Origin of the sequence: Mucilaginibacter sp. OK098, assembly GCF_900142915.1 — a bacterium.
Lineage (GTDB): Bacteria > Bacteroidota > Bacteroidia > Sphingobacteriales > Sphingobacteriaceae > Mucilaginibacter.
In genome coordinates this window covers 349,690-373,608 of the sequence record NZ_FRCM01000007.1, presented here as the reverse complement: position 1 = coordinate 373,608, position 23,919 = coordinate 349,690, and the positions used below count along the sequence as shown (strand labels likewise).

The following is a 23,919-nucleotide window of genomic DNA, read 5'->3' as shown; positions in this document are numbered from 1 at the left end:
TTTATTTAACAAAAACTCTTAGCAAGGCAAATATGCCTGCAGAAATAAGTGCAGATACCGGGATAGTGATTACCCATGCCCAAATAATATTTATGGTTAGGCCCCAGCGCACGGCTGATAAACGTTTTGTTAAACCAACACCTATAATTGAGCCGGTAATGGTATGTGTGGTTGAAACCGGGATACCGAAATGCTCAGTAAATAACAGGGTGATGGCGCCGGCGGTTTCGGCACTAACACCTTCAAGCGGGGTTATTTTAGTGATCTTCGACCCCATTGTTTTTACTATTCTCCATCCGCCGGACAAAGTTCCAAGAGCAATAGCCGAGTAACATGCCAGCGGGATCCAATTGGGCATAACATCGCCCGGTTTTATTATTTTTGCTGTAACTATTGCCACATACAAAATACCCATTACTTTTTGAGCATCATTACCACCGTGTGCAAAGCTTAAGGCTGCAGATGATACAAGCTGGAGTCTTTTAAACCATCGCTCGGCTACGGCTGGCCTTGCATTTTTGCAGATATGCAGGATAATAATGGTTACTATATAGGCAACTATTAAACCAATTACCGGCGCCAGTACTATATAAGCCAGTATAGTAATTATGTATGACATATTTACGGCACTTAAGCCGCTTGCGCCCATGTATATTGCGTTGGTGATACCTGCCCCGGCAAACCCGCCGATAAGCGTATGTGATGAGCTTGAAGGGATACCAAACCACCAGGTTACCAAATTCCATGAAATTGCAGCTATTAAGCCTGCCAGTATTACATTTAGCGTAATAAAATTTTCAACTACTATTTTGGAAACTGTTTTGGCAACCTTATGGTCTTTTATAAAAAAATAAACCAGGAAATTAAAGAAAGCAGCCCATACAACGGCCTGGAAAGGTGTTAATACTTTGGTAGATACAATAGTGGCAATAGAGTTTGCCGCATCATGAAAGCCGTTGGTATAATCAAATATCAGCGCAAGGCAAACAATAACAATCAGTATAGGTGTAACCATTAAAATTATGCGTTTTTAACTAAAATAGATTCCATTACATCGGCAGCATCTTCACACATATCAGTTGCGGTTTCAAGTGCAGATAGTATTTCTTTGTATTTAATAAGGCGGATAGCGTCCTTTTCATACAGGAAAAGATCAGCTACTGCGCGGTCAAAAACATAATCAGCCTGGTTTTCAACGCTGTTTATCCTGATGCAGGAATCGGCGATGTTCCGTACATTTTTAAGGTCCTTTAACTCTCTTACCGCTTTTTCAAGATCGATGCTTGCCTGTAGGGTAAGTTCAGATAGTTTGCGGATATGCTCGTTATAATCATCAATCCGGTAAAGGCTCATGCGGTTTGCCGCGCCTTGTATGTAATCGGCAACATCATCAATTGCTGATGCCAGTGCATGAATATCCTCGCGGTCAAAAGGGGTAATAAAGTTTTTACCAAGCTCAAGATGCACCTGGTGCGTTATTTCATCGCCCTTGTTCTCTAGTTTATCAATCTGTTTAAACAGCTCTTCGCGGGTGGCGGGATTGTTGGAATTAACCGCTTCAACTAATATGGTTGCCATGGTTACAACGTTATTTGCTGCCTGCTCAAATAATGGAAAAAATATCTTTTTATCCTTTGGTACAAAATATTGAAAAATGCTGTTTAACGACATAGTTTAATGGGGATTTGGGCAAAGGTAACTTTGCAATGTTAAGTTAATGTTAATTTTTTAGATTTGGTATGTTAGGCAAATGTAAAGTCTGCTTTGAACGCTGCAGCGTAAATCCAAAAGTTGAGCCCAGGCCTTCGGTACTGCGCACATTAATTGTTTGCTCATGTGCCTCAATAATATGTTTAACAATGGCAAGCCCAAGGCCTGATCCGCCAATTTGCCGCGACCGGCTTGTATCTGTACGGAAAAAGCGCTCAAACAGGCGTGGAAGGAATTTTTCCTCAATTCCAATACCATCGTCGGTAACCTCAACAAGTACCTGGTCATGCAGTTCAAACAAGCTAACGGAGGTGCTGCCTTCCTCATTTCCATATTTAAATGAGTTGTCAATTAAATTAACCAGCACCTGCCTTATTTTTTCGCGGTCGGCATTCACCAGTATCGGCTCATCGTATTTTTGCTTGAATATTAATTTAATGTTATGCTGCCTGGCTTTAAGCTCCAGAGATTCAAAAACCTCTTTTATCAGGTCGTTTATTTTAAAACGGGTAAGGTTTATAGGGATCTCGCCCGACTCCAGCTTTGAGATCTCATCCAGGTCTTTTATCAGGTAACTTAAGCGGTCAACATTTTTTGATGCCTTTGCCAAAAACTGCTTTGCCATATCCTTGTCCTCAAAGTCATCATCCTGCAGGGCTTCAATATATCCCTGGATTGCAAAAAGCGGGGTTTTAAACTCGTGCGAGATATTGGATAAAAAATCGCGGCGAAATTTTTCCTGTTTACGCAGTTCATCAATTTCACTCTTCTTTTCTTTTGCCCATTCTTTTACCTCTGTTTCCACGTCGTTAATTGGATCGGCGCTAACATGTTCGCCAAGGGCATCGCGCAGATCGCGGCCAAGCTTTAAGTTATGGATAAGTTTGTAAATGAGCTTTATTTTTGAATACACATATTTTTCTATCAGGTAATAGAAAACCAAAAAGCTGGTAATTATGGTAATAAAAAATGTTAGCGCAACATTATACCAACTGTGCTGAAAATAATAATTTACGGCCGAAAGGGTTACGGCAACCGCTGCCGCATTAATTAAAACAAGTATGCGAAGTTTCATAATCGTAAAGATACGATTAGTGATTAGAGGTTGGAGATTAGAGGTTGGTTATTAAATTGTTAAAAATAGAGATTGGAGGCTGGTTTTAGTCCGAAAGTCGGGAAAGTCCGGAAGAAGCTTCAATTTTATCAGATAGCGGGAATTTAACCTAACCTCTGATCAACTGATCTCTAGTCTCTTACTCCACCCCCGCATCAATATTAACAGTAACCTCGTTTGCAAGGATCATGCTGCTGCTGCCTACTCCGTAATCAAGGCGGTTTAGTTTAAAGCTGCCTTTAAATGCTGCTGCATTGCCTGTTTGTATATAGGTGAATGGGATTTCAACCGGCTTGGTTTTACCTTTTATGGTAAGGTTAAATTGCCCGGTATAATTATTACCGCTGCTGTGTTTAAACGAAACAGATTTAAGGGTTATTTTGGGATAATGGGCCACATCAAAATAATCTTCACTTCTTAAATGCTCATCCCTGCTTGAGTTATCAGTATTGATGCTGTTAACATCCACTGAAGCCTCGATGGTACTGGTTGTTGGGTCGGCAGGGTTGAAATGAACGTCAGCCTGTAAACCGCTAATTGAGCCATTAACCCCAATGCCCATATTCCTGGTTTTAAAGGTGATGACAGAGCGGGTAATGGTGCTGTTTACATAAGTAAAAGCAGTAGTGGCTAATGTAATTAATAATATGGGCAGCAAAAATTTCTTCATCGTGCTAATTAACGTATTTTATTTAGAATGATTATAAATGAAATTGATTTTTATTTTAGATGGAGAAAAGAGGAAAAGGATTAATTAAAAAATCACACCCGCTTAAAGAAAATCGATTTTTTGTGAAGACGCAGGCAATACTTAAAACTAATTATCCCCAATAATTGTTATTGCTTTATATAATCGCTAAATTTATATAAGCAATACCACAGGCCGTTTATCCCAATAGCTCCCTTTTGTATTGTAATCAATTATAATCTTAAAACCGGAGGTTATTATGAACGTAGTTCACCGTATTGAAAATTGGGGCGACACCCATCACCCTAAATTTATTGACATTGTACGCATTGCGCTTGGTGCTTTTTTACTATGGAAAGGGATCTCCTTTATGGAAAACACCGAATACCTTAAACAGCTGATAACAGATCAGACCGTTATAGATGTTTCGCCGGCAATTTTAATGTCGCTGGTTTATTACGTAATGTTTGCGCACATGGTAGGGGGGATATTGATAGGCGTAGGGATCCTCACCAGGTTTGGCTGCATCCTGCAGATCCCAATAGTGCTGGGAGCGATTTTTTTGAGCGGCATTTTCCAGGATGCCATTAATTATATGGTATGGCCATCAGTAACGGCCCTGGTAGTCCTCGTAATATTTTTAATTTTAGGTTCAGGGCCGTGGTCATTGGATAGGTATTTAGCGGAACAGTAGGTAGAAGTTTGCAGTTGGCGGTAGGCAGTTTGCAGATTTATGGAGTGCTATGCTATACACTTTAAATTTTTACCGCCAACTGAAAACTGCACGCTGCTAACTAATACTCAGCCATTTCATCATCTACATAACACCATAACCAGCGTTCTCCCGGCTCGGCTGAGATCACTACAGGGTGACCAGCCTCTGCTGCGTGTTTACTGGCATGCTGAGCTGGCGAGCTGTCACAGCAAAGCGTAACGCCGCAGGTTTGGCAGGTGCGCAGGTGCATCCAGGTGCCATGCACTTTTACACATTCCTCACATACATAATCTTTAGGCTGCTTTAGTGTTTTAATAGCACCAAGGTGCTTGCATACTTCGTCTTCCATGGTAATTTACTTTATAACTTATTCAACTCAATCAACCTAATCTAACTCAATCAACCAGTATTTACACCTCTGCCAAATACTTATGTACAAAGCTTATAGCCATTGAGCCCTCGCCCACGGCAGATGCTACGCGGTTCATGGCGCCTGCACGTACATCGCCTGCGGCAAAAATGCCATTACAACTGGTTTCGAGCAGGAACGGGTCGCGTTTTTGTTTCCAGATCTTGGTAAAATCATCATAGCGCCTCAGCTCGCGCCCGGTTTCAATAAAGCCTTTTTCATCCTTTAGGATGTCCAGCTTTATCCAGTCGGTATAAGGTTTTGCGCCTATAAAAATGTAAAGTGCGGATGCCTCGTTGGTAACCGTTTCTTTTGTTTTAACGTTAATGAGCGTTAGCTTTTCAAGGCAATTATGGCCTGAAGCTTCAATAATTTCGGTATCAGCCAAAACATGAATATTAGGCAGATTAGCTATTTGTTGGATCAGGTAGGCCGACATGGTATAGCTTAAACTATCCCTGCGGATAATGATATAAACGTTTTTAGCAAATTTAGACAAGTAAACTGCCGCCTGCCCCGCGGAATTTCCTCCACCTATAACATAAACCTCCTTATCCTTACAAGCTGATGCTTCGGTAGTTGCAGCACCATAGTAAATGCCTGCGCCGGTATAATTTTCAGCACCTTTAACCTCTAGCTTTCGGTAATCAACCCCGGTAGTTATCACTACGGTACGGCTAACAATTTCAGGCCCGTCATCAAGTATAATGGTTTTGTAACCGTCCTTTTGTTTGATATCGCTCACAGCTTGCGGCGATAAAAACTCCGCGCCCAACCGCATGGCCTGACTTATGGCCCGGCGTGTAAGATCGGCCCCGCTTAAACCTGCCGGGAAACCCAGGTAGTTTTCAATCCGCGAGCTTGTTCCTGCCTGCCCGCCCGGCGCTTTCCGTTCTATCAGCAATGTTTTTAAGCCTTCGGATGCGCCATACACAGCCGCCGCAAGTCCTGCCGGACCAGCACCAATGATCACCACATCATAAATATCATTGGTTATTTGCGGGTTTGCGCCCACTTTTTCAGCTATCGACCTTATGGTGGGTTTGCATGAATAACTTCCGTCATCAAAAACTATTACCGGCAATTGGTCTAAAGCAACATCGTTAAGTTCTAAAATTTCTTTTGCATCCGGGTTTTTCTCAATATCCAGCCATTTATAGGGGATCAGGTTACTGGCCAAATAATCTTTAACCGTGTGCGATTGCGGTGAAAACTGGTAGCCAACTACTTTTATACCCTTAAAATCGGGGATATAATCGCTTTGCCAGTCGTCCAGCAGGTCATCTATTACCGGGTAAAGCCTTTCAGTGGGTGGGTCCCAGGGCTTCATCAGGTAATAATCAAGCTGAACATCATTTATGGCCTTTATGGCCGCTTCGGTATCAGAATAAGCGGTAAGCAAAACCCGCTTTGCCTTTGGGAATATTTTTATGGCTTTCTCTAAAAAAGCAACGCCTTCCATCTCGGGCATGCGCTGGTCGCACACAAACATGGCAACCACATCCGAGCTGTTTTTTAGGTCGATCAAGCTTTCCAGCGCTTCATTTGCTGATGTTGTATTAATAATTCTGTATTCCTTGCCGTACATCGATTTCAGATCCCGGGTTATTGCACGTAACACCTGCGGATCATCATCTATCGAAAATATTATGGGTTTTTCCATGGTAAAAGGTGTATGGCGTTAAATTAATGATTTATTACAAAAGTAGTATAGTTAGCGATGGGATTTGTATGTTTTTGAGCAAAAAAATGAAGGTTTTAAATAAAAATCAGGGATGGCATGATTCCCTGATTTTGTCTGACGGCAGTCTTGAGATCAAAATTTACAATAATGTCATCCCCGTTTAATATTACATCAACAAAACCAGGTCACCCGGCTTAGTTTACCAATTATTTATAGATTTGAAAACAGGAAAAAGCATCAGCTAATATACAACTGATCAATTATTCTAAATAAAACCAATGGACCACATACTTGATAACCCCGCCTTTAACGCATTAAATACTGGAAATAAAGAACTGGCAAAAGGCAACGGGGAGGCCAAATATTTTCCTTCGGATATTTCGCCATTTGCTGGCCTTGCTGAAAATACACCGGATAACTTTAAGCTTTTGTATGATGTTGCCCCGGTTAACGCGGTCTTCGGGTTTATCACGCCAACAGAGATAGATTTTCCGGGTCTATGGAAAGTCCTTCAACGAATGGATGTTTTGCAATTGGTGTGCGAAACCCCTGCACGGCAGGCAGAAGCAGATGAGCAGATCGTTCCCCTGGGCGAGGAACACATCCTTGCCATGCTGGCCCTAACCAAGCTGACCAATCCTGGTCCGTTTGCGCAAAGAACCATTGATTTTGGCCACTACAAAGGGATTTTTGATGGTGATAAACTAATAGCTATGGCAGGGCAACGCCTAAATCCTGCTCCTTATGCCGAGGTAAGTGCTGTTTGTACGCATCCTGATTATTTGGGCCGCGGCTATGCTGCACAGCTGATATTGAACCATGTTCACCGGATAAAAGCCGCATCAGGCATCCCGTTTTTACACGTACTATCGTCAAACACGCGGGCAATAGATCTTTACAAATCACTAGGCTTTGTAACCCGGAAGCAAATCTCCATTTATGTAATACAAAAGGAACTGGTGTGATGTCGACTCCAGACTAAGCGTTAATTTATGATTGACACTACAATTATCCTGATTTAACCCTCCAGTATTCTTCTTAAATAATTTATCTGGCCTAAATGATAGTTCAGATGGGCGAGAAAGAGGGTTAAGTAGTAAGCGGTGCTTTTTTGTCCGTACATTTCAAGTGGATAAATCTCTTCCAGTCTTTGCTGGCTTAGATCCTTCAAGCTGGTTTTTACCACTTCAATTAAATTTTCAATTCCGGCAATAAGCTCCAGGCGCGGAACATCTGTTGCCGAAAATTCCTGTTCGCGGTTCCGAACATAGCCGGTGCCTCCTATCTTTGTGCCAATGCAAAAATTAAGATTACCAGTTAAATGTAGCACCAGCGTACCCGCCGAGTTGCTTATACCATCATTTTTACGCCAGATGTTGTAATCGTCTTTAAAGCTTTTTATCTCGTCCTTTAATCTTAATAGGTCGCGTTCATAAAGTTCGGCTAAATAATTTTCCATGGTAAAGAGGTTATGATAATTGATGGCGCAATATAATAAGCAATAAGTTAACCGGATGTAATATTTGACTGCCCCCTAAAGATGCGGCAACCAACCTTTTTATAAGCTATTATAATAATGACAAATTGGGGTAAAACGCCAAAAACCATTCGTTTTTCAATCCGTAGTACCACGGAATCTGTTGCGTAAAACTACGCAATGTTTTATCTGCTAAAAAGCCATATCAATGTGTTTGTGATTGACAATGAGTTAGTTGTGCGTTTTTTCATTTAGAAACAGTCTAGAGGTACCTTTGAGCGCAATTGAAATAATAACTTATAAACATTAGTTTTATCAAAACTTATTAATAAAAACCTAATTGCTTAAACAAATGGAACAATCAAAAAAGCCCAATCTTCTTAGCGGTAAAGAAGGTGAGGAATGGGATCTGGAATTATCTATTATCTGGACAAAAAATCACAGGGACAGGCATCCGCACGAGCCTCATTCACATTTTTTTGGTAAAGAAATACTGGAAAAAATATTGAGTCAGCCGGGTTGTGTAGGTCTGCGTTTTCATAACGCACACAGCAAGGGTCATGGCGAAGCAGGCGGTGAAAGACACCTTATCATAACAGGCGTAACTTGTGATGGTCATGATATGCTTAACACGGCCTCTGCTCAAAAATTATCTAAAAATGACATGAAAACGGTAAAAGCGTTTGATGTATTAGCCCAACAATCTTCTCCTTGCCCGGGTTCGCCTGGCTGCCCGAAAAGCCTGATGTCTGTGCATAAGTCGGAGTTGTAATTAAATAACTTTATGTCCGTAGATTTCTTTCTGAATATTTTTTCTACTGTATCAGGTATTTTACCAGTTATTGCAGCATTATATAATTATAGATATTTAGATAGGGTATTAAAAATAGCAGCGGTCTTTTTCATTGTATCGGTTTTGTTTGACTTTGTATTACAGGTAACAAAACCCATGGTTGTGACCAATAATTTTCCACTGTTGCATCTTTTCATCCTAATCAGTATCCTGTTTTTTACGGCTATTTACTACCATGCGTTTATTAAAATAGCCATAAAAAAAACAATTATAATATTGGGCCTGGCAACCTTTCTTATCTCTATAATTAATCTGATTTTTGTGGAGGACATTTGGGAATATCCTTCTATAGCCAATACTATTTTAAGTGTATTGCTTATTTGCTTTTCATTAGCGTATTTTTACCAGTTATTAAACCGGCAAGAATTTATACATATTGAAAAGCAGGGATTGTTCTGGATAAATGCTGGGGTACTTTTTTATTTTGCGATCAATACTTTTTTGTTTATGCTTTTTAAACAATTATTAGATACGCATCAGGAAGGATACTATATGATTAACAACGTAACTAATATTATCGCTAACATTTTATTTACAGTAGGACTCCTTTGCAAGCCTCAACTCCAGAAAACGACCTGATCCCGGTATTAATTACAGGTACGCTTGTAATTGTTATACTTATTGGTTTTTTATTTTTTTTCGTTATCATCTACCAGCGAAAAATGATAAAGAACCAGGTAGATTTGCGTAAGCTGCATGACGAAAAACAAACCGACCTGCTTAATGCCGTTTTTGAAACCCAGGAAAATGAACGAAAACGCTTGGCCGAAGACCTGCATGACAGTGTTGGCCAGGTACTATCGGCCATAAAACTCAATCTGCACAGGCTTGATAAAAGTGCTGTGGGCGAAACTAAGGAGCCTTTACTGGCTGATACCCGAAAGCTAACTGATGAGTGTATCCAGGAGATTCGTAATATTATTCATAATGTGCTGCCTCCTGTTTTAACAGATTACGGGCTTAAAGAAGCGCTTGAAGGGTTGTGCCTGAAATTTGAGCAAAATACGAGTATCAAGGTTCATTGTAAAAATAATCTTGACGACGTACGGCTTGCGCCCGAAATTGAGTTGGCATTTTACAGGATTGCACAAGAGTTGTTTAATAATGTTATTAAACATTCAGAAGCTACCATTATTCACTTAACCATCACAAAAGATGCCACGAGTTTATTAATGGAATTTAAAGATAATGGTAAAGGATTTAATATGGATGATGTTAGGCACGGTTACGGGCTTAAAAACCTCGAAAGTCGTGTTCAACTTATTAATGGTGAGATAAATGTATATACAAAACCCAGGAATGGTACCATTACAATTATTAGAGTAATAGTATAATTACTGATTTTAACTTATATTTATTGACTTTTAATTAAATCATGGGAAAAATTAAATTAGCCATTGCGGATGATCATAAGATTTTCAGAAATGGTTTAAAAGCTACCCTGGAAGATTGTGCCGATTTTGATTTAGTGCTTGAGGCCTCAAACGGCAAACAATTAACCGCTATGCTTACCGATATTACGCCCGACGTAATATTGATGGATATTAAAATGCCTGAAATGGACGGCATACAAACCACAACGTATGTTAAGCAAAAATATAAACAGATAAAGGTGCTTGCACTTTCAATGTTTAACGAGGACAAATACATTGTGGATATGATGAAAGCGGGTGCGTCAGGCTATTTGCTAAAAAATGCCGAACCCGAGGAGATCATTGAAGCAATATCAACCGTTTATTATAAAGACTATTACTTTAACGAACACCTTTCAATAACACTTATTAAGCAGCTGGCGGGCAATAACCCGGCCGGAGATGCCGCACATTCACTGGCTGATTTCAACGAGCGAGAAATTGAAGTTTTACGACTGGTTTGCCAGGAATATTCAAACCAGGAAATTGCCGATAAGATCTGCTTAAGCATCCGTACCGTTGAAGGTTACCGTGCCCGCCTGTTTGAAAAAACCCGCTCAAAAAACCTGGTAGGCCTGGTTATCTTCGCTATAAAAACGGGGATTATTAATGTGTGAGTTGAGGTGAAAGGATAAAGGCGAAGGGTAAAAGGTTTTTTGTCTAATTCCGCAATTGGCATTCCGACTTCCGCATTCAAATACCTTTCGCCTTTTACCTTTCAGCTTTCACCTTCCTCACGCTTCCACACTAACCTTCTCCCCGATCTGCTGGCGCCACATGGCGTAGTACAATCCTTTTTGGGCGATGAGGTCAAAGTGCTTGCCCGATTCAATGATGTGGCCCTTCTCCAGCACGTAAATATTATCGGCATGCATAATGGTTGAAAGACGGTGGGCAATCAGTATGGTGATGTGGTTATCGAATACAGAAACGTCACGGATAGTTTCGGTGATCTCTTCTTCGGTAATGGAATCAAGGGATGAGGTAGCTTCATCAAATACAAGAATATCAGGCCGGCGCAACAGGGCGCGTGCAATTGATAAACGTTGTTTCTCTCCACCTGATACTTTTACGCCACCCTCGCCAATTACGGTACTCAAGCCTTTGTCGGCACGCGACATTAAAGTTTGGCAGGCCGCACGTTCCAGTACATCCATACATTCTTCATCAGTGGAGTCCGGGCGTACAAACAGTAAATTCTCCCTTATCGACCCGGAAAACAATTGGGTATCCTGGGTTACAAAGCCGATCTTTTCGCGCAGCTGGTCGAGGTCAATTTCCTTGCTTAGGATATTGTTGTATAAAATGTCACCCTCTAATGGTTGGTAAAGTCCAACCAATAATTTAACGAGCGTGGTTTTCCCTGATCCCGAAGGGCCAACAAAGGCGATAGTTTCGCCGGTATTTGTTTCAAAGCTGATGTTGTTGAGCGCGTTACGGTTGGCGGTTAAGTGCTTAAAGCTTACATTATCAAAGGTTAAGGTTTTAACTTTCTCCAGCAGTACAGGTTTTTCAGGCTTTTTATCAATGGGTGTGTTGAGGATTCCTGTGAAATTCCCCAAAGATACCTCCGCCTCACGCCATGAAAGGATCACGTTGCCAAGCTCCTGCAGGGGGTTAAACAAAAAGAACGAGTAAAATAAAAAGCTAAAATATTGTCCCGGTGAAATGGTGTTCTGGAAAATAAGCAGCAGCAAAACTACCACCATTACACTCCTCACAAAGTTTACGGTTGTACCCTGTACAAAGCTCATGCTGCGCACATATTTTACTTTTTTTAGCTCGAGCCCAAGTATTTTATAGGTGGTATTATTTAGCCGCTCTATCTCCTGTTTTACTAAACCAAGACTTTTTACCAGTTCAATATTTCTTAATGACTCGGTGGTTGAACCAGCAAGCGCTGTGGTTTCTGATACAATGCGTTTTTGAATGGTTTTTATTTTACGGCTCATGGCCATACTCACAAAGGTGATGATGGGGATAGCGGCAAAATAAACCAGTGTTACCTTATAGCTTACATGCACTGAATACACAATTACAAAAACCATCCCGATAAGGCTCACAAACAAAATGCCGATGAACGAGGTGATAAATTTCTCGCAATCCAGCCGTACTTTTTGCAGGATGCCCAAGGTCTCGCCGCTGCGCTGGTCTTCAAATACCTGGTAGGGCAGTTCAAGCGAATGGGTTAAACCATCGGCATACATTTCGGCGCCAACTTTTTGGGTAATGATATTGGTAAAATAATCCTGGAAGTTTTTGGCTATACGCGATACCATGGCAACACCAATGGCCATGCTTACCAACACAATTATGTTGTGGATGTATTGACTGTATTGCAACAAGGTACGTTTTTCGATAACCTCATCCACAATACGGCCGGTGATATAAGGGTCGAGCAGTGAAAAACCAATGTTTAGTGCCGCCATTAGCAGCGCAAGCGCAACAACCCAGCGGTGTTTTGATAAGTATGATAAGAGAATCTTCATTCGTGAATAAACTTTTTTTACAAAAATAAAAAAAGCGGACGGCTAAGCACCTCATTCACTTTAATTTGACATTTGGACTATTTTAGAGGCCTATTTTGAAAGTCCCAATCTTTCTCTGTGTGCGCTGTGGCTTCTTTGAGACCTTTATGGTTAATTCTTTTACCGCAGAGGTCACGGAGCAATGCACAAAGGGACACGAAGACATTAAAGAAGCGCCGATGGAAAACCAAAAAAGCCACCTGCTAGTCAGCAAATGGCTTTTCAATATAAAATCAAAACGGCAAATTAAACCGTCATAATATCTTTTTCTTTGGCATCAGAAAGCACCTCAACCTTTATGATATAAGCATCCGTAAGTTTCTGGATCTCGCCTTCACCGGTTTTCATCTCATCTTCCGATACACCCTCAGCTTTCAGTTTCCTGATCTTCTCATTGGCATCCTTGCGGATATTGCGGATAGCAATTTTACCGGTTTCAGCTTCAGCCTTTGCCCTTTTAACCAGGTCGCGGCGGCGCTCTTCGGTTAGTGGGGGTACGTTGATGCGGATAATAACCCCGTCGTTTTGCGGGTTAACACCAAGGTTGGCTTCCATAATGGCTTTTTCGATGGCGCTCAGCAACGATTTCTCCCAGGGCTGCACCACAATAGTACGGGCATCGGGCGTGTTAACGCTGCTTACCTGGCTCAACGGCGTCGGACTGCCATAGTAATCAACCACTATATCATCAAGCATGGAAGGACTTGCCTTGCCCGCGCGGATCTTTTGTAATTCGCCGTCGCAATGGTCAATCGCTTTATCCATGTGCGCTTTGGCGTCGGTAACTTGTTTTTTAATGAGTTCGCTCATCGTTTTGTAGGTTTTGCTGCCAAAAATAATAAAAAGATTGGGAAGTTCGAAAGTCGGGAAGACCGAAAGTCCGGAAGATGTTTTGGGGGAGCGGTGAAAGGTTAAAGGCGAAAGCAAAAAGGGGGAAGAAATGACGAAAGTGCTGTGTTTGTTCCGCGGAACGATGTGCACATGCGGAACAAGTGGAACACGTGGAACAAACCTTTTTCAAATCAAAATTGGTTTTTATAGGTAAAATGGCTAAAAACAATGCTTCGCAGCTCCCGCTTGTGCACACATGGAACAAGTGGAACAGATGGAACAGGTGGAACAAGCATATTACACCGAATAAGGTTGACCTTTTAGTAATTAATCCGGCTATGGGTTTACAAATGTGGAACAAGCCAATTCATTTTTGGTGAGGGATTGTAAACTATGTGGGTGGAAGATTGTAAATTTGGATTATGCCAACCTTTTACCTAATCACAGACCAGCCCACAACCTGCCCAATTTGTGATACACGGACTGATCTCATTTCCAGCTTTTCCCATACCCTACTCAAAATGAATATTGAGGAATGCTTGAATAGTGATTGTAAACATGTATTTTGTGAGGTAGAAAATTAGATATGAAAGAGGTGTCACGCAAAATAATTGATGTTACTTGTGCCTTAATTATTGATGATAAACGCCAATTGTTAGCCACTCAAAGAAGTTCCATAATGAGCTTACCATTAAAATGGGAACTACCAGGCGGTAAAATGGAGCCATATGAAAAACCTGAACAATGTTTAATTCGAGAAATTAAAGAAGAACTAAATATTGAGATCGAAATTACTAAGAGTCTTGCCCCAAACATTCATGATTACCCATTTATAAGTATAAAGCTTATTCCCTTCATTTGTAAATGTGTTAGCGGCGAAATCGAGTTAAGGGAGCACGCCGATTTTAAATGGCTAAATACAAGTGAATTGTTAGATTTGGATTGGGCCGATGCGGATATCCCTATCCTTAATAATTACCTAAAATATCTAAATGCAATTTGAACTAGGAATTTATGAGCAACTGATAACAAAGCTAATTGCTAATCAATTAAGCTTATTAAATGGTGATAACTTCTTTATTAAAAGTACTGTACTTGATAAAGAAGAGGCCTCAAGATATTTAAGTTTATACTTAGCTGAGACAATTAAGTTTGCTCTAAATGAGATTAAAGATGAAAATAAAACACTTCGCCAAGTTGAGCTTTCTAATAAACTCATTCAAGTTTTAATAGATGAACTACCAAAATTAGGCCTCTCAAATAACTTAATTTATAATGAAGGGAAAATATTAGAGGCTGTTTTTTCTAAACTTGATTCCCCCTATCCAGATCTTAATGAAAGACTTAAACAAATTACGCCTTATACGAGATTAAGTCAAAGTGAGCTTTTTACAGGTAGTAATTCAGGAATTACTTTAGAAAGTGAAATAAAAAAAGAAATACTTTCTGCAGATGAAATTTGTTGGCTTGTTTCTTTTATTAAATTCTCAGGCATACGAATCTTTAAGGAAGAATTGGAAGAATTTACTAATAGTGGAAAAAGGCTTAAAATTATTACCACAACCTATATGGGAGCAACAGATGTTAAAGCTGTTGAATTTCTATCCAACTTAAAAAACACTGAAATAAAAGTATCATATAATTCTGAGCATGAACGATTGCATGCCAAGGCTTATTTGTTTTTAAGGAATACGGGGTTTAATACTGGATATATTGGTTCTTCAAATATTTCAAGGTCGGCTTTAACAAATGGTTTAGAATGGAATTTAAAAGTTACAGCTAAAGAAATCGGTCATATAATAGATAAATTCAAAAAAACCTTTGATACCTATTGGGCGGATAAGGATTTTGAATTTTATGAATCAGGCCAAGACAAACAAAAATTAAAAAAAGCCTTAAAGCAAAATTCACATTATAAAGAAGGAATTTCAACCTTTTTTGATTTAAAGCCCTTCCCTTATCAAGAAGAGATTTTGGAGAAATTGAAATCTGAAAGAATCGTCCACAATAGATATAAAAATTTAGTTGTTGCAGCTACCGGTACAGGCAAAACTGTGATTTCTTCTTTTGATTACAAATACTTTAAAGACAATCAACCAAGAGCAAGACTGTTATTTGTAGCGCATCGCAAAGAGATTTTAGAACAAGCACAAACTACTTTTAAACACGTTTTAAGAAACGCTAATTTCGGGGCCCTCTGGGTTGACGGGGAAGAGCCAGATAGTTATGAATTTGTGTTTGCTTCAGTTCAAACGATTAATAATCGAATAAGTCAATTAGCTCTTTCTGAGGATTTTTTTGATTTTATAATTATTGACGAAGTGCACCATATAGCTGCATCAAGTTATAGACCTATTCTTGAAAAATTTAAACCAAAAATACTACTAGGATTAACAGCCACACCTGAACGGAGTGATGGTGATGATATTTTAAATGATTTTTGCGGAGTAATTGCTGCTGAAATTAGATTGCCTGAAGCATTAAATAGAAAACTGCTTTCTCCATTTCAATATTTTGCCTTATCGGACAACGTTGATTTATCGAAATTATCATGGAAAAATGGAAAGTATGAAATTAATGAACTGACCAAACTTTATACTGAAGATGATCGTCGTATAGGTGATATTTTAATTAACTGTGAAAAGTATTTAACCGATGTAAATGATGTTATCGCTCTTGGTTTTTGTGTTAGTCAAGAGCATGCTCGCTATATGGCTGAAAAGTTTACACTTGCAGGCTTAAAAGCGGATTATTTAACAAGTAACAGCCCCGGAGATAGAACAGAACTAAGGGAAAAACTAAGGAATAAGGAAATCAATTACTTATTTGTGAGGGATATTTTTAATGAAGGTGTGGACATTCCCGAAATTGATACAGTTCTTTTCCTTAGACCCACGGAAAGTTTAACAATATTCCTTCAGCAGCTTGGAAGAGGTTTACGACTTGCACCAAATAAAGATTGTTTAACTGTTTTAGATTTTGTAGGAAATGCTCGACCTGAATATGATTTTGCACATAAGTTTAGAGCGTTGGTGGGAAAGACTCATACATCTGTTATAAAAGAAATTGAAGATGAGTTTCCTCATTTACCTTTAGGATGCTCTATCATACTAGAAAAGAAAGCGAAAGAAATCATTCTAAAAAATATTGCGGCTGCAATTGGTTTTAATAGAAGACAACTGGTCATAAAAATTCAAAATTTTAAACACCAATCAACAGCCTCTCTCACGCTAAAAAACTTTATCGAATTCCAGCACATTGAATTACAATTAATTTACAAAAAGGGCAATTGGAAAAGACTTTGTGTAGAAGCAGGGATAATTCAAGACTTTATAGAACCCAATGAAGATGAAATAACAAAAGGCATTAAACGATTACTTCAATGCAATTCAATAAGCTATTTGCAATTCATTAATTACTTAATCAAAAATAACTTCAATGTTGATGTTCAAACGGAAGAAGAAAGGCTAATGTTATTAATGTTGCATTATGATATATGGCAAAAGGAAGGATTAAAAGCTGGTTTTAAGTCTATTAAAGAAAGCATGTTACAACTTGCCAAAAATCCACTAATGATTCAAGAGTTTGAAGAAGTAATAAAATATTTGATTGACAGGATTGATTTTGTTGAAAAGGATATTCAATTAGATTATCCATTTCCTTTAAAAGTACACAGTCGTTACAATCGAGATCAGATCTTAGTGGCATTGCGTCTTCATGAGTTTGAAAAATCATCTTCAAACCGCGAAGGTGTTGCTTTAAATAAGTATCTAAATACAGAAGCATTATTTGTAACGTTAAAAAAATCCGAAAAAGAATACTCTCCAACAACACTGTATGATGACTATGCTATTAATGAATATCTATTTCATTGGCAGTCACAGAATGCAACTTCCCCAGAATCTCCCAAAGGATTATCATATATAAATCAAGAAGATTTAAATAAACGAATATTACTGTTTGTAAGAGAGCAGAATGAGGATGAATTTGGGTTTACAATGTCATATGTATTTTTAGGGGAAGCAAACTTCATTAATTCAAGCGGATCAAAGCCGATGAACGTAGAGTGGCATTTAAATGAACCCATGCCTGCATATATTTGGAAAGAAAGTGGGAAACTTGCTATTGGTTAGTTAAAGTTCACTTATATCCGATTGACAAAACATCTTGATGTTTCTACATTGGCTAATGCGAAACATTAAATTTAATTACCTATACCGCGATAGCGCCAACTATAAAAAGTATGGTGCAGTAATATTTGCCAATCCTGATAACATTGAGTTATCTGAAAGAGAAACACTTATTCGCTCTAAATTAATTGATGGCCAATGGTTTTATGCCGATGAATGGGGATTGCCAGAATTATTTGGGGGGACGTTTGATTATAGGATTGATCCTACCTGGCATGAGTTTGAAGGGGTTGAATATTCCAATGAGTTGGCAATTCAATTCATAGCTATTGAAAAATTTAAAGCGCTATTAGAAAAATCCAACGGCATCTAATTATGGCAAATTCGCCACAATTAAACCTTGCCCATCCCCCAATTCCGTAGTTTTTACCAAGCCTCTAAATCAAGTAAAAGCCTCTCAAAAAAACCATCAACCCTTTTTACCACCGAATTTCCCTCCCCACATATCAAAACTTTTCCGCATCTTCCCCGTTCATTAACAACACCCAATTAATACCCCAAATCCATGAACGATCAATTCGAAAACGACAAAATTAAGGCCGACTTACTGGGCCGCTCAATGGACATGAACGCTACGCTGATCAGCAGTGCCGCATCAACCCATGCCTACAACAAAATAAATAACCTGCTGCTGATGCAAATCCTGGCCAAACTTGAAAACCGCGACCTGGAAGAGATAAGGAATAATGTAGACAGGTATCTCGCCCAGTTTTCGGAGGAGTTTATTAAAATGAATTCGCAGTTTTAATAAATCGTCATTGCTGAGATATAAACGCCCTGGGAAGTCTGAAGGAGAAATGGCAAGGGTATAAAGATTTACGAAGTTTTTAAAACTTCGTAAATCTGGTGGCGTTGAAACTTGTCATGGGTAGCCTGTCGAAGGGCGACGTGAGCAGAGGCCTATCCGCGTGCTAAGCATGGCGCAGAGGCCTTTGCCCACATGCTTCCCTTCGATAAACTCAGGGCAGGCTTGCGCCTCAGCATGACACCCGGTTTTGTGTTTTTCCGCTTCAAACCACCAACATCCGCGACCTAGCCTAATCGAAGAACCAACACATATTTGAACCAAAAACAAAAGCGGGCAAAGGCACGACAGAAAAGCGGGCCGGGGAGTCTGGCCTGCGGGGGGAAGCTTTTTTCTGTCTTGATTTTTTTGGTTACTTTTTGTATCAAGACAAAAAGTAACTAGGCCTCCGCGGCTATGAGCGGGAAGATGCTTAAGTTCTAAGAGGGAATATAGCTTCGAAGCAACCCGCGCAACCTAAGGACAGGCTCAACATGACAGGCCACCCCTTGTCATTCCCCTTTAGAATTCCCGCAATTAATGCGTTTGACAGGCCTACTGATCTCCAATCACTAGCCTCCAATCCCGGCACCCTACTTCGCTCCCTTGAAACCCTGCGATACCAGCTTTTCCACCGGATATCATCGGTAAGTTTTTTCGCTGAAAGTAAGTCCGGAGATTATTATTTCAGTTTGGCCAAATGCATTTTCAAATCACCCTATCATCAAATTTTCAAATTAAAATCCGCACATTTGCACATCAAAAATTCGCACATTTATTATGAGTGTTTCTTTATTAGCCCAAAATCTGCACGGCTCCGAAATTATTAAAATTGCCGGCGAGATAAATGAACTTAAACGCCAGGGACAAAACATTGCCAATTTAACCATCGGCGATTTCGACTCTAATATTTACCCTATCCCGGCCCAGCTAAAACAAGGTATTGTTGATGCTTATGCCGATAATCAAACTAATTATCCCCCTGCCGATGGGATGCTGAACCTGCGCGAAAGCGTTTCGGCGTTTTTAAAGAGCAGGTTTAATTTGGATTATGCCCCAAATCAGATCCTGGTATCAGGCGGGTCAAGGCCTTTGATCTACTCTATATTTTTAGCCGTTGTTGACCCGGGCGATAAGGTGGTTTTCCCTGCACCGTCATGGAACAACAATCATTATTGCGACCTGCTGAAAGCCGAGGCTGTGATTATCCCTACCTCGCCTGAAAATAATTTTATGCCCACTGCGGATGAGATAGCCCCGCATTTAAAAGGTGCTACCTTGCTTGCATTATGCTCGCCGCTTAACCCAACCGGCACCATGTTCACCAAAAAGGACCTGGAAGAGATCTGCGACCTGGTGATTGCCGAAAACAAAACCCGTAAAGCAGGCGAAAAGCCGCTTTATCTTTTATATGATCAGATCTATTCGCAGCTAACATTTGGAAAGCACGAGCATTTTAACCCGGTTAGCTTACGCCCTGAGTTAAAAGATGTAACGCTGTTTGTTGATGGTGCATCAAAATGTTTTGCCGCCACCGGTGTACGTGTTGGCTGGGGCTTTGGTCCGGCCGATGTTGTGAGCCACATGAAAGCAATTGTAGGGCACATGGGCGCATGGTCGCCAAAGGCGGAACAGGTTGCTATGGCAAAGTTTTTAAAGCAGGACGATAATGTTAACGGCTATCTTGCTCAGTTAAAAGGCAATATTCAAAACAGCCTTAATACGCTGTACCAGGGCTTTCAGCAACTAAAATCAGAAGGATTTAACGTTGATGCCATTGAACCGATGGGGGCCATTTACCTGACCATAAAGATTGACTACGCCGGTAAAACCACACCCGACGGCACAGTATTAAAAACATCCGCCGATATTAATTTTTATTTGATTAAAGAAGCTAAGGTAGCCTTTGTGCCGTTCGCGGCATTTGGTACCGATGACGAGATGCCATGGTTCAGGGCATCGGTAGGTGCAAGCACACTGCAGGATATTCAACAACTTATCCCAAGGGTAAAAGAAGCATTGGCGAAATTGAAGTAATGTTACTGGTTTAGATGGGGTAGCAGAGAGGGGGGATGGGGGCCGCCGCCGTACGTTTGCGCCAGTGCAATAGCGTTACTATCGCGCACAGAGTTTACTCACCCGGTCATTGCTTCGCTCGACCAGCCCTCTCTTCGCTGCGCGTAAAGAGGGCTAAAAAAACTTTTTATTTTTCCTCACCTCTTTCCGCCGCAGGCGAAGAGAGGTCGACCATCCGCTGGCTAGCGGAGTCGTCGGGTGAGTCAACTCTGCGCCATGCGTTTATGCAGGCACAGTAGTGTGGAAGCATTTGTTTTAAAGCTGCTCCTTTAGGAGCAAAAGGTCGGTAGAATAATAAAATACAATCATTTTTCGCGCCGTCAGGTGCGAAACTCTATTAAACTATTGAGATAGATTTAACGGCCTTACCTATAAGGTTTTCTTAAGATCTACAAAAAACCATTCTCATCCAGCCAGTTCTTTGCCCAGTCAATCCACTTATTTTTGCTTTTTGAGTTATTTAACCCAAAACCATGGCCGCCTGCCTGGAAAAGATGCATTTCGGCTTTAACCTTTGCATTTAATAAGGCCTCATAAAACATCAGGCTGTTTTGTACGGGAACCACCGTATCATCCTCTGCATGCACCAAAAAGGTTGGCGGCGTGTTGGCGGTTACCTGCTTTTCATTGCTGTACAGGTTTAACAGGTCAACTCCGGGTTTTTTACCCAGCAGACTTTCGCGCGAACCAAAATGGGTCATTTCGCCAAAGCTGATAACCGGGTAAAGCAGCATCATAAAATCAGGCCTAACGCTGATGTTCTCTTTATCATCAACCAGTACCTTATCAAAATGCGTTCCTTCCGTTGATGCAAGGTGACCGCCAGCCGAAAATCCGATGATGCCAATTTTGTCTGCCCTTAAACCCCATTGAACCGCATTTTTGCGCACCATTAAAACCGCCTGCTGCGCATCCTGCAATGGGCCGATAGTTTTATCAACCATAATACTGTCGCTTGGCAGGCGGTATTTTACAACGAAGGCGGTTACGCCAATTTTATTAAATGCCTTAGCTATGTTCGATCCTTCATTCTCCATAGAAAGGCCAGTATAGCCGCCTCCCGGAAAGATCACTATAGCGGTACCATTGGCAGTTCCATTTTCAGGTAAATAAGGCGTAATAGTGGGAACGCTAACATAGGAGGCCCAATCCTTATTGATTTTTTCGACGTATGTTTTTGGCGTGGGTTTGGCATTTGGCACCCCATTGGGATACAAAGGCAAGGGCTTTTCCTGCGCATGGGTTAAAATAACCGCACACACAAGCATCAGGGCACACAAAACTGTTTTCATGATCTATAATTATTGATATAAAAAACGAACCTAATCAACCACTCACTTAATCAACCCAATCAACCAAAACTTAACTCTTTGGCCCGCCAAACTCCATTAAATACGACTTTAAAAACTCATCAAGGTCGCCATCCAATACAGCTGCTGCATTTGAGGTTTCATGATCTGTACGCAGGTCCTTAACCAGTTTGTAAGGATGTAAAACATAGTTGCGGATCTGTGACCCCCATTCTATCTTTTTCTTGTTGCCTTCTACCGCATTGCTTAATTCCATGCGCTTACGCATTTCAGCCTCGTACAATTGCGATTTTAGCAACCTGATAGCGTTCTCCTTATTTTGCAATTGCGACCGCGATTCCTGGTTTTTAATGATAATGCCCGATGGTTTGTGATATAAACGTACGGCAGTTTCCACCTTGTTCACATTCTGTCCGCCAGCACCGCCGGAGCGGAAGGTTTCAAATTCAATATCCGCATCTTTAACCTCAATCTCAATAGTATCGTCAACCAGCGGGTAAACATACACGGATGCGAACGAAGTATGGCGCTTGGCGTTTGAATCAAAGGGCGAGATGCGCACTAAACGGTGCACGCCATTTTCGCCTTTTAAGTAACCGTAGGTAAAATCGCCCTCAATTTGCAGGGTAACGGTTTTAACCCCGGCAACATCGCCTTCCTGGAAATCCTGTTCGGTTACTTTATAGCCATGCTTTTCGCCCCACATAATATACATGCGCATCAGCATGCCGGCCCAGTCGCAGCTTTCAGTTCCGCCTGCGCCTGCGGTAATTTGCAGTACGGCATTAAATTGGTCTTCTTCGGCCGAGAGCATGTTTTTAAATTCAAGCTCTTCAATCTCTTTTATTGCGGCATTGTATTGCTCCTGCATTTCTGCCTCGGTAGCGTCGCCTGCCTGGAAAAATTCCAAAAGCACGCCTGTATCTTCAACCGTGGCAACTACCTTTTGGTAGGCATCGGTCCATACTTTTTTTACTTTGATGGAAGCCAGAACTTTTTCTGCTTCTTTTGGGTGATCCCAAAAATGGGGGCCAATGGTTATTTCCTGTTCAATTTGCAGGGCATCGAGTTTCTTGTCGATGTCAAAGATGCCTCCTCAGGGAAGTTACTCTATCCCTTAAATCCTGGATCTGTTCTTTAGTCATGAGGGCAAATATAGTTGTTTGGTTGGAAAAGGCTGAAGCCGTTGTAAATGTTGATGTTTTTGTGACGACCGGTTTCGACTCAAGACTAAGAACTAATGCTTATTCCCAAATCCAAATTCCTTATAAGTATTCGGCAGATCCTCTGAGCTGCTGAAAGGGAAGGTGTAGGAGGCCCACCAGCTTTCGTAATCGGCATCCTTATCTTTGGTTGGCTCAATTCTTACGCTGCGCAACAAATAAACTCCTTCCCGGCTCAGGTTAAAAGATACTTCGCCATTGGCGCTGGTTGTAAGGTTTTGCGTATATACGTTGCCGGTTGTAGTTTTTATGTATAATAGCATAGCTGCGGAAGGCGCAGGTTTACCCTTAAACTTTAATATGGCAATCATGTCGTCACCGTACCTTTTCTTATAGGGATTTTGTTTTAAAATTATCTCGTAATCTTCGTTAAGGATCTTCTCGAAAGCGTTTCCATCCTCGTTATCAACAGAAACCAGCGTTTTTAAATAACGCGTATATTTTTCTTTCACCCTGAACTGGTTGCCGCTTTTTACCTTTTCGGCCATTTTATCCAGACCCTGGCTATTTAAAAACTCGGCATAGGCATCGCGCGAGGTAAAGCTGAACTCATACCCCCTGGTCATTTCAATTAACGACTGCCCCTGATTTACCATCTCATAACTTAATACGGGTGCTGCGCTGTCTTTAGCAACCTTGCTTAAGTCGATTTTTTTTGAGCCGTTGTACAGCATAAACCGGGTGGTTTTGCTGGGTTGATAGTTTATTTCGGCATCTTTTATAAAGGAGTCGCCGCTTAACAAATGTAGGTTAAGCTTATCGCCCTTGTGCATAAAAAAGAATTCGGGCAGCAGGAAAAAATCGTGCGTGGTTGCAGCCAATCCGATAGCTGCCGCGAGTATTAAGAGTAAAAGTGGTGTACGTTTCATCATAGGATTCTTGTTAATTATTGCACCTTCGGAATAATTATGCCGC

At 40.7% G+C, this 23,919-nt stretch carries 24 protein-coding genes; 12 read left to right on the top strand and 12 right to left on the bottom strand.

Annotated elements, in window-relative coordinates; all coding sequences use genetic code 11:
- Position 1 precedes the first annotated feature (1 nt).
- The 4 genes from BUE31_RS24260 to BUE31_RS24245 all read right to left on the bottom strand — a co-directional run bounded on the left by BUE31_RS24260 (position 2) and on the right by BUE31_RS24245 (position 3,494).
- A complete protein-coding gene (locus BUE31_RS24260; protein ID WP_073406437.1) occupies positions 2 to 1,015 on the bottom strand; it encodes an inorganic phosphate transporter in 1,014 nt (337 codons plus the stop codon).
- 5 nt (positions 1,016 to 1,020) lie between these two features.
- The gene (locus tag BUE31_RS24255; protein WP_073406436.1) at positions 1,021 to 1,671 is read right to left on the bottom strand and encodes a DUF47 domain-containing protein; all 651 of its coding nucleotides are present in this window, start codon (positions 1,669 to 1,671) and stop codon (positions 1,021 to 1,023) included.
- Positions 1,672 to 1,720: 49 nt separating this feature from the next.
- Entirely contained in the window at positions 1,721 to 2,785 is a 1,065-nt protein-coding gene (locus BUE31_RS24250; RefSeq protein WP_073406435.1) for a sensor histidine kinase, read from the bottom strand.
- Between the two features lie 178 nt (positions 2,786 to 2,963).
- On the bottom strand, positions 2,964 to 3,494 hold the full coding sequence (locus BUE31_RS24245; RefSeq protein ID WP_073406434.1) for a YceI family protein: 531 nt from the start codon (positions 3,492 to 3,494) through the stop codon (positions 2,964 to 2,966).
- A 277-nt stretch (positions 3,495 to 3,771) separates the two neighbouring features.
- Here BUE31_RS24245 and BUE31_RS24240 point away from each other — a divergent pair, with 277 nt between their 5' ends.
- Entirely contained in the window at positions 3,772 to 4,206 is a 435-nt protein-coding gene (locus BUE31_RS24240; RefSeq protein ID WP_073406433.1) for a DoxX family protein, read from the top strand.
- Positions 4,207 to 4,306: 100 nt separating this feature from the next.
- Here BUE31_RS24240 and BUE31_RS24235 read toward each other — a convergent pair whose 3' ends face one another.
- Both BUE31_RS24235 and BUE31_RS31615 read right to left on the bottom strand, forming a co-directional pair.
- Positions 4,307 to 4,576 (bottom strand): UBP-type zinc finger domain-containing protein, encoded by a 270-nt coding sequence (locus BUE31_RS24235; RefSeq protein ID WP_073406432.1) that lies wholly within the window; start codon positions 4,574 to 4,576, stop codon positions 4,307 to 4,309.
- A 61-nt stretch (positions 4,577 to 4,637) separates the two neighbouring features.
- Complete coding sequence (locus BUE31_RS31615; RefSeq protein ID WP_073406431.1) at positions 4,638 to 6,299, bottom strand: FAD-dependent oxidoreductase; 1,662 nt, start codon at positions 6,297 to 6,299, stop codon at positions 4,638 to 4,640.
- 299 nt (positions 6,300 to 6,598) lie between these two features.
- Here BUE31_RS31615 and BUE31_RS24225 point away from each other — a divergent pair, with 299 nt between their 5' ends.
- A complete protein-coding gene (locus BUE31_RS24225; protein ID WP_073406430.1) occupies positions 6,599 to 7,285 on the top strand; it encodes a GNAT family N-acetyltransferase in 687 nt (228 codons plus the stop codon).
- 53 nt (positions 7,286 to 7,338) lie between these two features.
- On the opposite strand, the gene BUE31_RS24220 is transcribed toward BUE31_RS24225, so the two are convergent.
- Positions 7,339 to 7,779 (bottom strand): DUF1572 family protein, encoded by a 441-nt coding sequence (locus tag BUE31_RS24220; RefSeq protein WP_073406429.1) that lies wholly within the window; start codon positions 7,777 to 7,779, stop codon positions 7,339 to 7,341.
- A 370-nt stretch (positions 7,780 to 8,149) separates the two neighbouring features.
- Here BUE31_RS24220 and BUE31_RS24215 point away from each other — a divergent pair, with 370 nt between their 5' ends.
- From BUE31_RS24215 to BUE31_RS24200, 4 genes are read left to right on the top strand one after another with little or no spacing between them, the layout of a single operon-like run.
- Positions 8,150 to 8,569: a hypothetical protein gene (locus BUE31_RS24215; RefSeq protein ID WP_073406428.1), complete on the top strand. Its 420-nt coding sequence runs from the start codon at positions 8,150 to 8,152 to the stop codon at positions 8,567 to 8,569.
- Between the two features lie 12 nt (positions 8,570 to 8,581).
- A complete protein-coding gene (locus tag BUE31_RS24210) occupies positions 8,582 to 9,229 on the top strand; it encodes a hypothetical protein (protein WP_073406427.1) in 648 nt (215 codons plus the stop codon).
- Positions 9,199 to 9,984, top strand: a complete 786-nt coding sequence (locus BUE31_RS24205; RefSeq protein ID WP_073406426.1) for a sensor histidine kinase — start codon at positions 9,199 to 9,201, stop codon at positions 9,982 to 9,984. The genes BUE31_RS24210 and BUE31_RS24205 overlap by 31 nt, the downstream gene beginning before the upstream one ends.
- A 41-nt stretch (positions 9,985 to 10,025) precedes the next feature.
- Positions 10,026 to 10,679 (top strand): response regulator transcription factor, encoded by a 654-nt coding sequence (locus tag BUE31_RS24200; RefSeq protein ID WP_073406425.1) that lies wholly within the window; start codon positions 10,026 to 10,028, stop codon positions 10,677 to 10,679.
- Positions 10,680 to 10,796: 117 nt separating this feature from the next.
- Here BUE31_RS24200 and BUE31_RS24195 read toward each other — a convergent pair whose 3' ends face one another.
- Positions 10,797 to 12,551: an ABC transporter ATP-binding protein gene (locus BUE31_RS24195; RefSeq protein ID WP_073406424.1), complete on the bottom strand. Its 1,755-nt coding sequence runs from the start codon at positions 12,549 to 12,551 to the stop codon at positions 10,797 to 10,799.
- Positions 12,552 to 12,836: 285 nt separating this feature from the next.
- Positions 12,837 to 13,400 (bottom strand): ribosome recycling factor, encoded by a 564-nt coding sequence (gene frr, locus BUE31_RS24190; protein ID WP_073406423.1) that lies wholly within the window; start codon positions 13,398 to 13,400, stop codon positions 12,837 to 12,839.
- 236 nt (positions 13,401 to 13,636) lie between these two features.
- Here frr and BUE31_RS31180 point away from each other — a divergent pair, with 236 nt between their 5' ends.
- The 6 genes from BUE31_RS31180 to BUE31_RS24160 all read left to right on the top strand — a co-directional run bounded on the left by BUE31_RS31180 (position 13,637) and on the right by BUE31_RS24160 (position 20,432).
- Positions 13,637 to 13,801: a hypothetical protein gene (locus tag BUE31_RS31180; RefSeq protein WP_159440739.1), complete on the top strand. Its 165-nt coding sequence runs from the start codon at positions 13,637 to 13,639 to the stop codon at positions 13,799 to 13,801.
- Between the two features lie 206 nt (positions 13,802 to 14,007).
- Positions 14,008 to 14,424 carry a (deoxy)nucleoside triphosphate pyrophosphohydrolase gene (locus tag BUE31_RS24180; protein ID WP_234997897.1) on the top strand — a complete coding sequence of 139 codons (417 nt, stop codon included), beginning with the start codon at positions 14,008 to 14,010 and terminating at the stop codon, positions 14,422 to 14,424.
- Entirely contained in the window at positions 14,414 to 17,554 is a 3,141-nt protein-coding gene (locus tag BUE31_RS24175) for a DEAD/DEAH box helicase (RefSeq protein WP_073406421.1), read from the top strand. Before BUE31_RS24180 ends, BUE31_RS24175 begins: the two co-directional genes overlap by 11 nt.
- Positions 17,555 to 17,609: 55 nt before the next feature.
- The gene (locus tag BUE31_RS24170; protein ID WP_073406420.1) at positions 17,610 to 17,924 is read left to right on the top strand and encodes a hypothetical protein; all 315 of its coding nucleotides are present in this window, start codon (positions 17,610 to 17,612) and stop codon (positions 17,922 to 17,924) included.
- Positions 17,925 to 18,116: 192 nt separating this feature from the next.
- Positions 18,117 to 18,359, top strand: a complete 243-nt coding sequence (locus BUE31_RS24165) for a hypothetical protein (RefSeq protein WP_073406419.1) — start codon at positions 18,117 to 18,119, stop codon at positions 18,357 to 18,359.
- Between the two features lie 816 nt (positions 18,360 to 19,175).
- A complete protein-coding gene (locus BUE31_RS24160) occupies positions 19,176 to 20,432 on the top strand; it encodes a pyridoxal phosphate-dependent aminotransferase (protein WP_073406418.1) in 1,257 nt (418 codons plus the stop codon).
- A 428-nt stretch (positions 20,433 to 20,860) separates the two neighbouring features.
- Here BUE31_RS24160 and BUE31_RS24155 read toward each other — a convergent pair whose 3' ends face one another.
- From BUE31_RS24155 to BUE31_RS24145, 3 genes are all read right to left on the bottom strand, one after another.
- Positions 20,861 to 21,763 (bottom strand): alpha/beta hydrolase, encoded by a 903-nt coding sequence (locus BUE31_RS24155; protein WP_073406417.1) that lies wholly within the window; start codon positions 21,761 to 21,763, stop codon positions 20,861 to 20,863.
- Positions 21,764 to 21,833: 70 nt separating this feature from the next.
- A protein-coding gene (gene prfB / locus BUE31_RS24150) for a peptide chain release factor 2 (RefSeq protein ID WP_143167236.1) occupies positions 21,834 to 22,926 on the bottom strand; the annotation gives its coding sequence in 2 pieces (ribosomal slippage) (positions 21,834 to 22,865 and positions 22,867 to 22,926; 1,092 coding nt in all).
- 92 nt (positions 22,927 to 23,018) lie between these two features.
- Positions 23,019 to 23,876: a DUF4198 domain-containing protein gene (locus BUE31_RS24145; protein ID WP_143167235.1), complete on the bottom strand. Its 858-nt coding sequence runs from the start codon at positions 23,874 to 23,876 to the stop codon at positions 23,019 to 23,021.
- Positions 23,877 to 23,919 lie beyond the last annotated feature (43 nt).

Coding starts and splice junctions, on each gene's coding strand:
- BUE31_RS24225 (WP_073406430.1), top strand. CDS start 6,599: ATGGACCACATACTTGATAACCCCGCCTTTAACGCATTAAATACTGGA.
- BUE31_RS24200 (WP_073406425.1), top strand. CDS start 10,026: ATGGGAAAAATTAAATTAGCCATTGCGGATGATCATAAGATTTTCAGA.
- BUE31_RS24210 (WP_073406427.1), top strand. CDS start 8,582: ATGTCCGTAGATTTCTTTCTGAATATTTTTTCTACTGTATCAGGTATT.
- BUE31_RS24175 (WP_073406421.1), top strand. CDS start 14,414: ATGCAATTTGAACTAGGAATTTATGAGCAACTGATAACAAAGCTAATT.
- BUE31_RS24245 (WP_073406434.1), bottom strand. CDS start 3,494: ATGAAGAAATTTTTGCTGCCCATATTATTAATTACATTAGCCACTACT.
- BUE31_RS24240 (WP_073406433.1), top strand. CDS start 3,772: ATGAACGTAGTTCACCGTATTGAAAATTGGGGCGACACCCATCACCCT.
- frr (WP_073406423.1), bottom strand. CDS start 13,400: ATGAGCGAACTCATTAAAAAACAAGTTACCGACGCCAAAGCGCACATG.
- BUE31_RS24235 (WP_073406432.1), bottom strand. CDS start 4,576: ATGGAAGACGAAGTATGCAAGCACCTTGGTGCTATTAAAACACTAAAG.
- BUE31_RS24170 (WP_073406420.1), top strand. CDS start 17,610: ATGCGAAACATTAAATTTAATTACCTATACCGCGATAGCGCCAACTAT.
- BUE31_RS24155 (WP_073406417.1), bottom strand. CDS start 21,763: ATGAAAACAGTTTTGTGTGCCCTGATGCTTGTGTGTGCGGTTATTTTA.
- BUE31_RS24195 (WP_073406424.1), bottom strand. CDS start 12,551: ATGAAGATTCTCTTATCATACTTATCAAAACACCGCTGGGTTGTTGCG.
- BUE31_RS24215 (WP_073406428.1), top strand. CDS start 8,150: ATGGAACAATCAAAAAAGCCCAATCTTCTTAGCGGTAAAGAAGGTGAG.
- BUE31_RS24145 (WP_143167235.1), bottom strand. CDS start 23,876: ATGATGAAACGTACACCACTTTTACTCTTAATACTCGCGGCAGCTATC.
- BUE31_RS24220 (WP_073406429.1), bottom strand. CDS start 7,779: ATGGAAAATTATTTAGCCGAACTTTATGAACGCGACCTATTAAGATTA.
- BUE31_RS24160 (WP_073406418.1), top strand. CDS start 19,176: ATGAGTGTTTCTTTATTAGCCCAAAATCTGCACGGCTCCGAAATTATT.
- BUE31_RS31615 (WP_073406431.1), bottom strand. CDS start 6,299: ATGGAAAAACCCATAATATTTTCGATAGATGATGATCCGCAGGTGTTA.
- BUE31_RS24255 (WP_073406436.1), bottom strand. CDS start 1,671: ATGTCGTTAAACAGCATTTTTCAATATTTTGTACCAAAGGATAAAAAG.
- BUE31_RS24180 (WP_234997897.1), top strand. CDS start 14,008: ATGAAAGAGGTGTCACGCAAAATAATTGATGTTACTTGTGCCTTAATT.
- BUE31_RS24250 (WP_073406435.1), bottom strand. CDS start 2,785: ATGAAACTTCGCATACTTGTTTTAATTAATGCGGCAGCGGTTGCCGTA.
- BUE31_RS24260 (WP_073406437.1), bottom strand. CDS start 1,015: ATGGTTACACCTATACTGATTGTTATTGTTTGCCTTGCGCTGATATTT.
- BUE31_RS31180 (WP_159440739.1), top strand. CDS start 13,637: ATGGCTAAAAACAATGCTTCGCAGCTCCCGCTTGTGCACACATGGAAC.
- BUE31_RS24165 (WP_073406419.1), top strand. CDS start 18,117: ATGAACGATCAATTCGAAAACGACAAAATTAAGGCCGACTTACTGGGC.